Consider the following 14304-nt stretch of genomic DNA (forward strand, 5'->3'; position numbering starts at 1 on the left):
CGGGCGCTGCACGTGCCGAAATTGGCGAAAAACCCAAGCCATGCTGCGCCTCGTACTTCTACCTCTTGTCGCCCTTTGGATGATGGCCACCCCGACACTGAAGGCCGCACCCGGTTCCGAAGGAGTCGATGTGCTGGCCGTGGTGAAGGTGGAGGGGCTGCAGGCCGATGCGGCGGCGCGCCTGGCCGCGCTGGTGGGGCGGGAGAAGGGCGTGGGCATCGAATACACCTGCTTGTGGGCGGGCGTGCTGGTGTTCCACCTGGAGGACGCGTCGCTGACGGAACGCGCCGACGTCATCACCTACCTGCGGCGGCTGTTGGGCCAGGCCGGCATCACCGGTGGCGAGTTCCTCGACGTGCACATGGCCCCGCGAGGCCCAGGCAAGTGCTGAGGCCCGGCCTCACTGCTTCACCACCCGCACCTGTGCCTGCCGGTCGGCACCGGTGATGCGCACCTCGTAGAGCCCGTCGGCGCTGCTGGCGTGTCGTTGAGGTGGTTCTTCCGCCGCTGAGCGTCGGGTTCATGGAACATTCTATGACGATGCGCAGTTTCATGCGTCCGAAAAGATCCCTTACGCCGGATCGTCAAGATCAGCCCGACATCCGATCTGCGGCTCATACGCGGGACTGTGTCTCGCCGTGCCGCATGTGTTGCGGTAACAGTGAGTCAACCAGGGGTGGAGGAACCGGTCCGAATGGCTTCTGCGGCCAATATTTGACTAGCTTCGGTTGAATAATCACCGCTTGGACATGGTACCTACCCGGATGCTGGTTGCGATCCAAGGCTTGCTATCAGCGGGCCTTTCGTATGCTCAGTTCATCCACAACCCCTACCAATCACACGTTGGAGCGCCGTTCGCGCTCACCACACACGTGCCCACAGGTTTCAACACCAGCTATGTAGGAGAGTACCAGATCCACGTCAAAGACTGGATCTGGAACGTGGCCCCATATTACGATGACCTATAAGATCGAAACGGTGTCGTTCCCCTTCACGCCAAGGGATCAGGAGCACACAGTTGGGGACCGCACGATGGTGATGCCGACGATCGAGAGCTTCCAGTTCGTCAATGGCGCTGATGCACGCTGCACCGGATATGCCTGGGAGGCCAACGTGCCATTGGCTCCGAACACCAAGGACCTGATGCGCAGCGTCACAGGTAACATCAATGCTAGTAACGCTGGACCGCAAAATATGATGTCTAGGCCTGCGTCATTGATCTCCGCGTTGTTCAAGGACTATTCGGTCGGCAATCTCTGCGGAAGTGATGCTTACCGCAATTGGCTGCCGCACACCGTTCTGAAGCATACGATCTACGTCACCAGCCCCGGATTTGGCGTCGCGGACTCGATCTCATGGGTTTACGACAACACCCGCGGGCGCATGCGGCACTATCCGTTCACCGCTTTTGGCACAGGCCAATCGCCGAACTGGGACGTGATCTTCCGACCCATTCTCCTGACCAATCCCAACGGCCATACCTACTTCGAGACGAACAACAGCAGCTGGTATCCGAACGGCACCGCCAACTACTTTCCTGCACCTGTTGTGCCAACCGGACTTGAGGATATCCTCTACCCATCCGACCCCGGCAATACGGTCTATCCGGACCCGAACTATCCGAACAGCCTCCATCCGCCTCCATTCTCATTGCTCGAAGCTCCGTTGCTCAATATCGATGGTGAAGCATACGCAGGATACACCAATGACCAGAATGATGATCAGCAGGAGTTGTTTCAAGGGTCACCAGCTTGGGACGTGGCGCATGAATACATCATCGATAAACCGATCGACCTGCGACTGATCAATGCTGCCGAGATGATCATCTACAATCCGAGCGAGGCCGCGATCGACATAGACCCGAGCTATCCAGGTCGAAAGCTCATTTTTCCATCTGGATACACGTTCAGCACGGTGCACGGGGTGCATCCTTCGCCAGCCTCCGTGCAGACCGCAGACCCGGATGGCCTCTATCCACATCCCTTGCTCGCACCCGTCGAAAGTACACTGCCTGACCTGCCGGGCTATGATCATCCTTCGATCTACTATGTACGGGATGGTAGCACTTTAGAGATCGAGCCATGTGTGACCATCATGGACGCGACCATTTATGTCGAGGACGGCGCGGCCGTGCGCTACTACCCCGGCGCGATCAATGGCAACTTCTCGTTCGAGTGGGAGAACGAGGCCATGAGCAAGGTGGAGCTCGCGGTCCCCGGCGATCTGAGGTTATGCCCGGGCGAGTGTTACATCGCCGACACGTATGAGGTGATGGACATGACCGTGACCAACGGAGGTCATTGGACCACCACCACCCTGCCCAACGACGCGAACAACGATGGTCATCTTTTGATCGGAGGTACGCTGCGGATCGCATCCGGCCAGACCGTCGACATTTCGCCCGGGGTTGTCCTGGAATTCGGCCCCAACGGCAAGGTGATCGTGGAACGCGGTGCCGTCTTGGATGCCACTGAGGCCACGTTCACCAATGCGTGCGAGCTGATGTGGCAGGGCATCGAAGTATGGGGCACCACGAACGCCTCTCAAGAGCCCACAGGAGGTAATCCGGACCAGGGCGAGTTCTACGCGTACGATTGCCTCTTCGAGAACGCCCGGACCGCCATCAAGGTCTACCGACCAGGTCATTTCGACCACAATGGGGGTCTGGTCCGTGTTCGCTACAGCACCTTCCGGAACAACCACATGGGCATCGAGATGTGGCCCACGCAGAACATGGTGGGCGGTATCGAGAAGGCCAATCGTTCGGCGATCTTCCTGAACGAATTCGAGACGACGGACTTCCTGTTGGACCCCACCTACGGCGATGGCATTCATCGACGCGCAGCCCTGGAGCATATCCGCCTATGGGGCATCAAGAACCCGTTCCTCAATGGCAACGACTTCACCACGGCCGTGCCGGGCCATACGTTCCCCCCGCACCTGCGCGGCACAGGCATCATGGCCTTCGATTCGGACGTCACAGTAGCGTCCTGTTCTTTCCATGGGCTCACCGAAGGAGTATGGGTGGCCAACTTCCCCTACTTCAAAGGGGTCCGTATCCGCAACAACACGTTCACCGATTGCGTGCATAGCGTCGTGCTTCAAGGCACCCTGTTGGCTGAGGTCACCCGCAACGAGATCCAGGTGCCCATCTCCGCCGCGTGGCCCTATGCCGATGACGATGTACGTCGGGGCTACAACAATCCGGTCGGCATCTACTTGATCGGCAGCACCAACTATCACGTGGAGGAGAACACGGTCACAGGCAGCGAGACCCAACAGCACCTGCTCCACAAGCAATACAGCTTCGGTATCGTGGCCAGTGAGAGCATGTTCACCTGGCAGGACACCCCGGACATGTTCACCGATGCCCTCTTCGAGCAGAGCAGCGCGAGTATTTTCTTGAACCGGGTGACCGGATGCACCTTCGGCATCCAAATGGAGGGCGACAACAAGGGCGCCTATGACCTGAACGACCCCACCACCCATGGCTACGGCCTGTTGGTGGAATGCAACGACATGCAGGACGGCGGCCAGAACTGGTGGTTCGATATGGCGGTGGTGGGGAACTGGACCCCGGGCATGACCTACTCAGGCGTCCTAAGGGACCAAGGCTATTGCGACGTCCTCAATCCCCAATATCAAGCTGGCAACAAATTTCCTAGCTGCGATCAAGAGCCGTTCCATTTGGTCTTCGACATTAACGCTGATGCAACTCTATTCAGGTACTCCGACATAGCGAGCAAGCTACCGGCCATGTTATGCCGCGAAGCTCAGGGAGCTTTGTTCATTGAGTGCGATGATCTCCTTGGCGCTAGGGAGTGTGAATCCACGATCGATTGTGATCCCCCCTGCGCAGATTTGGTACTGGGCAGCCTTCAATCGAAACTGCTCGTCCTTGAGGATCTCCTGAGCGAGGCCACGGACAGCTTGGGCCGGGACAGTCTCTTGCGCAAGCATGCGGCGTTGAAAGCGAAGCAGCAGCACTACCACAATGCCCAGCTGCGCTACTACTTGGAGGCCGAGAACATGGACAGCGTGCTGGCCCTGGTGCGGCGGAACGAGCAACAGACCGAACTGCACTGGAGCCTGTATTTCTACATGAGCAAGGCGATGTATGCCGAGGCCGATTCCATCATCGACCTGATGATCGCCCAAGGTGGCGGAACGCCCAGCGCACACACGGCTTTGGTTCAGCTGCAGCTGAGCTTGCTGAACGCCCAGATCGCACCGGAAAACATGACCCCGGCGCAACACGCGCTGCTGGAGGCCATGGTGGAAGAGAACCCCTACGGCAGCCCGAGCGCCCAGGCCCTGCTGTCCCTGGCCTACCGCACCCCGTACAAGCGGGTACCCTGGCTGATGAACGATACGCTGCCGGAGAAGATGGTGGAGCGACCGACCGCTACTGCATCATGTCAACTGCGCTGCTATCCGAACCCAGCCGACGATCGGGTCATCCTTGTGGGTTGCTGGGATGAAGGAACGACGGTAAGTATGCACCTATACGACGCGCACGGTAGCCGTTTGGCAGTGGCCTGGAGACAGCAGGGCCAGCGTTTGGAACTTGACCTGTCCCGGTTCCCTTCGGGTCTGTACATGGCTGTTGTACACACGGCACTAGGCACGGAACCAGTTCGATTCCTTGTACGATGAACGCGGCCCGACCACGGCTGCTGATCACGGCGCTTGTCGCAACTTGGTCCGGCGCGACGTCTGGCCAGGAGCGGTGGAACCGGACCTACGATGTAGGGGGTGTCGCGAACGCCGCAGGCTCAGTACTACAAGTGAGTGACAGCACGTTCCGAACAGTGGTCCGCTTCAATTTCTCCGCGCAAGGCAGCGGCCTGGCCTTGCACGAGATATCAACCACGGGTGAGCTCGTTTCGTTACACCAAGATAGTTTACCCCCCTTCAGCTATTCGATCGGCGCTTCGGGCTCTTTACTAGCTGTCCATGAGGTTGGTTTTCTACACGCCGGTTCGCGAAGCTCGGGTGGAGATGTGGATGGAATGGTCATGCGCTATGCTGAAAACGGGGATACGCTGTGGTCGCGTGGGTTCGGCGTGACTGGAGCGTTCGATAACGTGAACTGTCTGGCTATCCTACCTGACAGTGGATTTGCACTGTTCGGTACTGTCGACACGGATGTTGGTTATGACATGCGCCTGATCCGCACCGACGCGAACGGGGACAGCCTATGGACCCGAAGGTACGGTGGCCCGGAGGACCAGCAATGCCTGAGCGGTCAGCGCACTTTGGACGGGGGATACGTTCTCAGCGGCTTCAAGTACTTCAACAACGACCACGTGAACATGTACGTGGTCAAGACCGACAGCGCAGGCAACCAGCAATGGCACCAGTGGTACGGCAGTGCGTGGGTGGACAACCCCGGGTTCATCCTCCAATTGCCGGACAGCGGATATGTTCTGGTCGGGGCTCAGCGGTTGGCGGCGCAGGGTGCGCTCTATCCCGCTTTGTATCGCCTGGATAAGAACGGTGCGGTGCTTTGGTCGGAGGTGTACGAGCAGCTGGAGTGGGGGCCTTTCTTCACCATCCCTATCCACGTCCCGGGCGAGGGATATGCTATCGCGGGTACGGCGAAACCATTGGGGCTCTCGGTGGGAAGGCTCACAAAGGTCGATCTGAACGGCGAGCTTCTGTGGGATCGGGAGTACCGCACCAACAACCAAGTGGACCACTACTTCTACGATGTGAAGCGCACCTTGGACGGGGGCTACATCATGGCGGGCACGGCCTTCGATAGCCTGTTGGTGAGCCAGGACGCCTGGCTGGTGAAGGTGGACAGCTTCGGGTGCCTGGTGCCGGGCTGCCAGGTGTTCGATGGCCTGACGGAGCAGGTGACCGATTTGGGCGATGCCCTGGAGGTGTACCCGAATCCGGTCGTGGCGGGTGGCGCTGTGCAGGTGGAGATGCGCTTGCCGGTGGGCTTCGCCACGCGTGGGGCCTTGCGTCTGGCGTTAACGGATGCATCGGGGCGGCTGGTGCGGGAGGTACCCTTGCCGCAAGGTGTTTCACCGTTCACGGTTCAGCTTTCCGCCTTTTCCCCAGGCCTGTACCATGTGCATCTGCTCGATGGAGGGCGGTGGCTGAGCGGGACAAAGTTGGTCGTGCAGTAGGATCGATGCCGCTGGGCCGTGTGACCCCGGCCTCACTGCTTCACCACCCGGAGCTGCCCCTGCCGGTCGGCACCGGTGATGCGCACCTCGTAGAGCCCGTCGGCGGCACCGCCCAGGTCCAGGGTGAAGCGGTCGCCGCCGTGCAGTGCCCGCTGCTGGCGCTGCACGAGCGTCCCGCGCATGTCGAGCACCTCGATCAGCGCATCGCCCAGGATGCCCTGCACGGCCACGGTCACCTCGCCGTTCGTGGGGTTGGGCCAGGCCTCCAGCTCCGCGGCGGGCACCAGCTCGTCCACGCCCACGAGCGCGCCGCTGGTGAACGACCACTTGATGCTGCGGCCGAACTCGGGGTCGAAGCTCTTGAGGATGCTGCCCGTGGTGCGGCGCAGGCGGAAGTAGCCGTTGCCGGCGCCGGGATCGGCCCAGTAGCTAAGGCCGTCATTGCCGGTGTCCAGGAACTCCGCCGTGTAGCAGCCGGCGAAGAGCGTCAGCGTGTCGGAGTAGATGGTGTTGGCCGCGTGGTTGCTGCGCTCGAAGATGACGCTGCCGTACACGTCGCGAATGCTGAGGCTGTTCTCCCCGGGGAAGTTGTTGGTCTTGTAGTTCACCACGATGGTCTCCGGATACACGGCGGGCAGCTCGAAGGCGGTGCGGTAGCTGTCGTTCACGGGGTTGCCGTCGGCACCGCCGTTGGGCGCGCTCACGCTGACGGTGAACACGGACGGGGTGGCCCCCACCCAGAAGCCCGCGCCATCCACCGGCAGCACCACCTCGGTGCGCTCCATGTGCTTCAGCAGACCGTTCCACGTCCAGGTCATGGGCGTTCCGCCCTCCACGCCGTAGGTGAAGGTGACGCTGGTGAGGTCCTGGGCGCCGGCGTTGCGCAGTACCACCAGCGGGTCGTGGCACAGCGGGTTGTTGCGGCGGTGCACATCGGTGGTGCTGGGGCGCTGCACCTCCAGGATCTCCGCGTCGAGCGTGTGCGCGGGCGCGCCGAACTCCAGCAGGTCCATGTTGATCACGTAGTTGCCGCCGCCCATGCCCTGGTTGTTCGCGGGCACCGGGGTGATGCGGTAGTCCAGCGTGGCCGTGCCACCGGGGTTCAGGCCGGTGAGCCGCACCTCGTGGTCCTTCACCAGGTCGCCTGGGCACCAGCCTTCGCGGCTGCCCAGCCAGGTGCCGCCCTGCGGGTACACGGGGTTCAGCGCGCAGTCGTTCGTCTGCCAGATGTGCCAGGCGTCCTGCTCCGCGCCGTTGAGGTAGAGGTAGTGCGTGTTGTCCTTCCACTCGCAGCAGTGCGGATACTGGCCGTTGTTGCTGTTGTGGCCGTGGCCGGTGAGGCGCGTGCGCAGGCTCCATTGGCTGGCGGCGGGCGACAGCTGCACGGTCACTGGCGGCAGAGCCACGTCGTTGCTGAGGTCGGCGTAGCTGCGGCTGGTGAGGCCGCCCCAGGGGCGTTGATGCGCCACCACGGTGCGCGGCGGCGTGCCCTCGATCAGCTCGAACTCCAGGTCGATGAGCTCCTGCTGGTTCCCGGCGCTCAGCTCCACACTGTCGTGCAACAGCCACTGGTAGTCGGTGACGTCGAAGGTCCAGCGGAAGCCCTGGGGGCCCAGCGACAACCCGATGCCGTACGGCGTGATGTAGCGCCCGACCTCCCAGTCGTTCACCAGCTCGAAGGGTACGCCGTAGTAGTCCAGCGTGTCGTTGAGGTCCAGGGTGGACGGCACCAGGGCCGAGTCGAGCACCGAGCCATCGGGCGTATAGGTGTGCGTGTAGCCGCCCGCCCAGCTGAACACCGTGTCCACCGGCACCACCGTGTTGCCGCTCACCTGGAAGTACTCCTGGGTGAGCAGGTCGCGCGGCTCGGGGCGCTCCAGCAGCACCGTGTCGGTGACGGTGGTGTAGCTGCCCTGCACGAAGGTGAGGTCGGCGCGGGTGGCGATGGGCTGCGCAGTGTGGTGCAGCTCCGGCGCATCGCGGTAGGCCCGGCGCGGGGTGCCGAGCGGCCAGGCGTTGTGCGCCGGATCGGCGGCGTTCACCAGCATGTGGTCCCCGGGCAGCTCGTCGCAGTGGAAGCTGTAGAGCAGGTCGGCGGCATTGGGGTGCGTGGCGTCCACGGCCCGGTTCGCCCAGGCGCCGATGGTGGTGGCGTTCACCTCCGTGTTGAACACGTTGATCTCGTCCATGCGCCCGGGGTAGGGGAACTCGCCGTTGGCGCCACTGGCGAAGCGCAGGCGGCTGATGCCCGAGATGGGGCGCGTCTTGCCGGTGCCACTGTGCCACAGCACGCCGTTCAGGTAGATCTTCATGCTGCCGGTGGAGGCGTTCTTCACGAAGGCCCAATGGTTCCACTGGCCCTCGACGTTGGGCGTGGTGGCCGCCTTGTCGATGCGGTCGAAGCCGGTGCCGTCCTGCCCGGCGTCCCAGTACACGCGGCCATCGCTCCACGGGAGGTGCACGTTCAGCACGCGCCGCCCCTGGCCGTCCAACGCCTCGAAGGCCGTGGTGTTCACCGGGATGCTGGCGTCGCCCCACACCCGGAACATGATGGTGATGGCGGGGCCCGCGTTGGCGATGGGGGTGGGGTCCACGCCGATCAGGTCGTCCTTGAGCTCCAGGTAGCCGTCACGGCCCACGGCCTGCACGGCCATGTCCGGCAGGGCGGTGCCCACCACCTGCGGCGCGGCCAGACCCACGCTGCGCGCGGCGGCCATGTCCACCAGGATGTTCGACGTGCCGTCCCACGTGAAGGGCGGTTGCAGCACGAACACCTGCTCACCGGCGGCGGTGCCCAGGCTGGCCGGGGCCACCTCGTGCACCGTCGTCAGCGCCGCCTCGTCGAACGCGGAGCCCAGGGAGGCCGCCGGGCTGTGCTTCATGCGGATGGTGAAGCGGCCGAAGGCCCCATTGCCCTGTGCGTCCGTGGTGAAGCGCAACTGCTCGATGGGCCCGGGCTGCAGCCCGGCGGCGCTGAGCTCGGAGGCGAGGTAGAGGGCCTGCGTGCGGCTGGTGCCCTGTACGGCCTCCAGCAGCCCCGCGTCCCAAGCGCCACCGCTGCCCACCATGTGCGTGGACTCGGTGATCGTGGCCGCCACCGTGCGGCGGGGCGCCAGCAGCTGCCTGATGTCGTAGTTCGGCACGGAGGCCCGCTCCACGCTGTTGGGCGTGGCCGCGCCCACCTTGAACCACGGATGCTGCAGGGCGGAGCTGTCCAGCACGCCGGTGTGCTCGTGGATGAGGTTGTAAGTGAGGTAATCCCACTCGCCGCAGGCGTACTGGTCCTGGGTGGTCTGCGCATCGCACTTCAGGGTGTGGTGCATCAGCACCTTGCGGTAGGTGTGCGAGCCGTCGGGGAAGACCCACCAGCCGCGCCGCGTGGTGATGCTGTCATAGGTGAGGGCCTGCACGCGCACCGTGTCCTCCTGGGCGAAGGAAGGGGCGAGGGTGAGCGCCAGCAGAAGGGTGGTCAGGGCGCGAAGGGAGCGGGTCATCATGGCGGAAAAGTACCCCGTTCGGCCATGCGGCCGAGACCGGATGACCGCTCGCCGTGGGATCTTGTCCGGCACCCGGCACTGGCCCCGGCTACCTTTGCCGCCCATGCGGCGCCTCGCCCTGCCCTACGCGGCCACCGGCCAGTTCAGCCGGATGGTGCTCGACCTGCTCGAGGATGCGCCCGCGATCCAGCCCTTCCGTCAGCACGGCTTTCACACCGACGGGCTCCAGCGGTCCCTGGCGGAACGCCACTTCCCCGCCGCGCATCGGCTGGCGCTCTCCGAGACCTTGCGGCACCAGTATGGCGATCTGCCGCGGCACGAAGCCGTGCAGGCCAACCTGGACCGACTGACCCGTCACGGCACGGTCACCGTCACCACCGGCCACCAGCTCTCCCTGTTCGGAGGCCCGGCGTTCGTGCTGTTCAAGGTGTTGAACACCGTGCGGCTCGCACGCGACCTTTCCACCGAGGCTCGGCCAGTGGTACCCGTGTTCTGGATGGCCTCCGAGGACCACGACCTCGCCGAGGTGGACCATGTGGTGATGCGCGGCGAGACCGTGCGGTGGAACACGACGGCCGGCGGTCCGGTGGGGCGCATGACCCTGTCGGGCATCGGACCGGCGCTCCAGCGCGTGGAGACCCTGCTGGGGCCCGAGGCCGTGCACCTGCGCGACCTGCTTCGCGAGGCCTACGCCGAAGACCGCACCCTGGCCGAGGCCACCCGCCGGCTCATCAACGGCCTCTTCGGCCACCTCGGCGTGGTGGTGCTCGATGGTGACGACCCTGCATTGAAAGCGCTGTTCGCACCGGTGATGCGCGAGGAGCTGCTGAACGGCCTCATCGCGCGCACCGCGGCCTACGCCGAGCAGCAGTTCCCGGAGGGCTACAGCGCCCAGGCCCATGTTCGGCCCATCAACCTGTTCCACCTGGCACCGGGCTCCAGGGCGCGCATCGCACCGGACGGCGATGAACTGCACGTGGTGGAGGGCGGCCCGCGCTGGACGGTGGACGAAGCCCTGGCGGAACTGGAGCAGCGGCCGGAGGACTTCTCACCGAACGTGCTGATGCGTCCGCTCTATCAGGAGACGGTGCTGCCCAATGTGGCGTACGTGGGTGGTGGCGGCGAACTGGCGTACTGGATGCAGCTGCGGTGGGCCTTCCAGGCGGTGCAGCTGCCCATGCCGGTCACCGCGCTGCGCACCTCGGGGGTGTTCCTTGCAGAGGCCGATGCCGACCGACTGTCCGGACTTGGCCTTTCGATGGAGGACGTGTTCGCCGAACGCCACGCGGTGGAACGCCGGCTGGCCGAACGCGATGCACCCTTCGCCACGCGGCTCGATCGCGAACGGGAGGCCCTGCGCGCGCTCTTCAGCGGTGTGGCCGAACGTACCGCAGCGGCCGGACCCAGCTTCGTGCGGTCGGCGGCCAGCGCCGAGCAACGTGCCTTGCATGGGATCGGGCGGTTGGAGCAGCGGCTGCTGCGCACGGCCAAGCATCGCAACGAGGTGGTGCTCCGGCGCTACCACGCGGTGCGCGATGCGGTCTTTCCGAACGGAGTACTGCAGGAGAGACGAGAGGGTTTCCTCAGCCTGCTGGCGGATCATGGACCGCAGCTGATCGACGAATTGCTCAGCGGGTTGGACCCGCTGGAGAAGCGGTTCTCGGTGTTCGTCGTTCCGCCGCGCTCAGCGCAGGAAGCGTAGCACCTCCGCACCGCCCTCCATCCGCAGGAGGTAGGCCCCCGGGCGCAGGTCGTTCACGGGCAGACGCATCGCGGCCTCGTCACCGGTCCGGAAGCTGCGCAGCACGCGGCCGCTCGCGTCCAGGACCTCCACCAGGGAGCCGGCCGCAGCGCCGGAGCGAAGCCACAGCTCACCGTCGTTGCTGAAGACCACCGGTCGCGCGACCTGGTCCGCGAACTGCACGGCCACCGCTCCGCTCACGGTGGATGTGCCATCGTGGTCGGTCTGGCGCAGGCGGTAATAGCTGAGGCCGGGGAGGGGAGCGGGGTCGTACGCGGTGTAATCCAGCTGCTGCTGGCTGTCGCCGGCGCCGTCCACCTCCACCACCGCGCTGAAGGCCGTGTTGTCCGCGCTGCGCTCCACGGTGAAGAAGGCGTTGTTGCGTTCGGTGGCCGTGGCCCAGTCCAGACGCACGCGATCGCCATCGGGTCGGGCCGAGAAGGACAGGAGCTCCACCGGCAGGGGGTTCTGTGCGCTCACCGAGGCCAGGGTCCACGGGCTGAAGGCGGTCTGCTGCACGGCCGTGGCCACCGTGCCGGTGATCGTGTTCCCGGTGGTGGCGCCGTTGCCGCGGTCGAGCCAGATCGCGCCATCCCAGCGCGCCACCCGCAGGTCGGGCAGGGCGGTGACGCCGCAGCTCTCGGGCGTGTCCCAGCTCAGCACCACCGTCGCGTTCGGGGTGCCGGCGGAGCGGTCGATGGTCCAGTATTCACAGGAGCTGATGTGGTCCAGCGTCGGCTCCAGCGCACTGCCGAAGGTCCCCTGCGGGTCGGCGGCGAAGTACTCGATGGTGAAGGCATCGTTCGCCCCACCGGTGAGGCCCTCGAGGCGCGCGGGCCGGTGGCTGTTGCCCTTGCCCACCGGATAAGTGAGGTCGGTGAGGCCGATCTTCTGGAGCGGACCGTGCACGAAGCTGAGGTCGCTGGCGCTGGTGGCCGTGGCCGTGGGGCCGAGGGTGAGGCCGGGTGCGCTGAAGATGCGGCCCTGCACGAGGTCCAGGTTGGTGTTCACCCGCACGGGGTCGCCCAGGAGGATGTCGCCGCTCGGCTTGTTGATGCGCAGGGTGCTGAAGATCTCCGTGAAGCCGGCCGGCAGGATGCCCTGGTTGCCGTTCGCATTCATCACCACCGTGCTGCCGAACTCGTCGAAGTTGGTCTCGCCCGCGGTGTTGTTCCAGTCGCCCCCCACGTTCATCAGGCTGCCCACCACCCCGTTGCTGAGGTCGAGAAGGCCGCCGGGCATGATGTTCACATCGCTCAGCACGGTGACCGTGTTGGTGGTGGCGTGGCTCATGAAGCGCGCATCGGGTGTGGCGATGTTGACCCCGTTCACGCTCATTTCCGCGCACTGGAAGGTGCTGCCCCCCACGATGTCGATGCCCATCAACCCGGTGCCGGCAGTGCGTTGCACCACCACCGTGCCGCCGGCGTTCAAGATGCTGGCGCCGTTCACTTGCAGGAAGCGGCTCACCCCATCAGTACGCACGGTGAGGTCATCGCACACCGCTGTACCACCGCCGGTCACCACGCAGCTCTGCAAGCTGGTCTGGTCGATCAGCACATTGGTGGTGGCCACGGGCACGCGGGCATCGTCCCAGTTGCGGCAATCGAACCAGTCATTGGTCTTGGCCCCCGTCCAGACCCCCGGGAGAAAACCGCCCGGCGTGATGGGAAGCACCGGGGCCAACAGCCAGTTGGGCAGGCCGCTGTTGTAGTTGGCGCAGCTCGTGTAGGTCGACCAGTTCACCGGGTCGTCGATGCGGATCAGCCAGCCCCGCTGGGTGGCGATCGTCTGCGGGCCCGTGTACTTGCTCCAGTCGGTGCTGGCCGAAGGGCCCATGCTGTAGCAGGGCATGCTGGGTGGGAGGCCCGATTGCTGCGTACTGTTCTGGAAGCTCAGCCAGGCGCCGTTCGTGCTGTAGCCATAGAGCACCGTGCCGTTGTAGGTGGCGTTGGCAGCACCGGCAGGGTTGGTCCATGTCAGCGCTAACGAGAGCGTGCTCTGCATGAAGAAGACCTGGTCCCCGTTGACGTTCAGGTTCACGGCCGAGGTGAATCCGGCGAATGGCGTACACGACCAGAATGCGTCCGGGGCTGCCCCGGAGACGTTGCCGGCACCGAAGGTGTTGCTGAACCTCAGCGTGATGACAGTGCCTGCCGGGATGGTCGGGCCTGTTCGCGTAAGGCGTACCGCCCCCTCGTTCTCCCCCCATTGTCCGGCATTCGTGTACTCATAGCCGCAGTCGGTAAGGTCGATCGTGGTCGTGGGGGTGATGTCCAGGAAGGAGAAGAAGCTCACCTCGTCCTGACCGGTGATGCCGCTGCAGGCCCCATTGTTGGCGTTCACCCCCACGATCACCAGGTCGCCTTGGCCGAACACGGTGGTGGGGGCGTTGACGTCCACGATGGTGATGGTGGCCACCGCGTTCAGCCCGATGCTGAAGCCCGCCGGTACCGACAGGATGGTGAAGGTGATGATGTTGTTGCCATCGATGAGGCCGTCGAGGATCGGTTGCACCCGAAGGGCGGTCGCCGCGGAAGTGGTCGTTGACCCCGCAGCCGGCGTCAAGGTGATCGTGGCCCCTCCACCGGCCGGGCTGCTGGTCCAGTCATTCGGTGCGGTGCCGTAGGTCGTCCCCGGGTTCACAGCCACATCGAGCACGATCTGGCCGCCGGCCGGCCAACCGATGCCCCAGCTCAGGTTGAAGGTTTGGATCGGCGCGCTTTCCAGGCAGGTGATGGCGGTGGTGTTGAACTGCACCGCCTGGGCCATGACGCGCGGCGCCCACAGGCCCACAACGAGGCTCAGGACCCCGAGGGTCAGAAGGGCGGGACGGAGGCGTTCCATCGTGGCCGCAAAGATCGCCGCCCAGGAGCCTCCGATCGTTAGGCGATCGTGAAGTTTGGGCTGCGGTCGGTCCCGTGAA

At 64.5% G+C, this 14304-nt stretch carries 6 protein-coding genes; 4 read left to right on the forward strand and 2 right to left on the reverse strand.

The features are described 5' to 3' along the window. Positions 1-40: 40 nt before the first annotated feature. The 3 genes from IPJ87_05740 (at position 41) to IPJ87_05750 (ending at position 6140) form a co-directional block, all read left to right on the forward strand. Positions 41-391: a hypothetical protein gene (locus IPJ87_05740; GenBank protein MBK7941361.1), complete on the forward strand. Its 351-nt coding sequence runs from the start codon at positions 41-43 to the stop codon at positions 389-391. A gap of 566 nt (positions 392-957) precedes the next feature. Further along, positions 958-4656, forward strand: coding sequence for a right-handed parallel beta-helix repeat-containing protein (locus tag IPJ87_05745; GenBank protein MBK7941362.1), 3699 nt, complete (start codon positions 958-960; stop codon positions 4654-4656). A 506-nt stretch (positions 4657-5162) separates the two neighbouring features. Beyond that, complete coding sequence (locus tag IPJ87_05750) at positions 5163-6140, forward strand: T9SS type A sorting domain-containing protein (GenBank protein MBK7941363.1); 978 nt, start codon at positions 5163-5165, stop codon at positions 6138-6140. A gap of 32 nt (positions 6141-6172) precedes the next feature. Here the strand turns inward: IPJ87_05750 and IPJ87_05755 are convergent, their stop codons facing one another. Next, the gene (locus IPJ87_05755; protein MBK7941364.1) at positions 6173-9637 is read right to left on the reverse strand and encodes a T9SS type A sorting domain-containing protein; all 3465 of its coding nucleotides are present in this window, start codon (positions 9635-9637) and stop codon (positions 6173-6175) included. Between the two features lie 103 nt (positions 9638-9740). Between IPJ87_05755 and bshC the strand changes: the two genes are divergently transcribed. Beyond that, positions 9741-11339: a bacillithiol biosynthesis cysteine-adding enzyme BshC gene (gene bshC, locus IPJ87_05760; protein ID MBK7941365.1), complete on the forward strand. Its 1599-nt coding sequence runs from the start codon at positions 9741-9743 to the stop codon at positions 11337-11339. Here the strand turns inward: bshC and IPJ87_05765 are convergent. Next, entirely contained in the window at positions 11322-14225 is a 2904-nt protein-coding gene (locus tag IPJ87_05765) for a hypothetical protein (protein ID MBK7941366.1), read from the reverse strand. The genes bshC and IPJ87_05765 overlap by 18 nt on opposite strands. Between the last annotated feature and the right edge of the window lie 79 nt (positions 14226-14304).

The organism is Flavobacteriales bacterium, from assembly GCA_016713875.1.
Taxonomy (GTDB): domain Bacteria; phylum Bacteroidota; class Bacteroidia; order Flavobacteriales_F; family PHOS-HE28; genus PHOS-HE28.

What these genes read in the sequence shown, in the direction of transcription:
- IPJ87_05755 (MBK7941364.1), bottom strand. Translation starts at nt 9,637, where the DNA reads ATGATGACCCGCTCCCTTCGCGCCCTGACCACCCTTCTGCTGGCGCTC.
- bshC (MBK7941365.1), top strand. Translation starts at nt 9,741, where the DNA reads ATGCGGCGCCTCGCCCTGCCCTACGCGGCCACCGGCCAGTTCAGCCGG.
- IPJ87_05750 (MBK7941363.1), top strand. Translation starts at nt 5,163, where the DNA reads ATGCGCCTGATCCGCACCGACGCGAACGGGGACAGCCTATGGACCCGA.
- IPJ87_05740 (MBK7941361.1), top strand. Translation starts at nt 41, where the DNA reads ATGCTGCGCCTCGTACTTCTACCTCTTGTCGCCCTTTGGATGATGGCC.
- IPJ87_05745 (MBK7941362.1), top strand. Translation starts at nt 958, where the DNA reads ATGACCTATAAGATCGAAACGGTGTCGTTCCCCTTCACGCCAAGGGAT.
- IPJ87_05765 (MBK7941366.1), bottom strand. Translation starts at nt 14,225, where the DNA reads ATGGAACGCCTCCGTCCCGCCCTTCTGACCCTCGGGGTCCTGAGCCTC.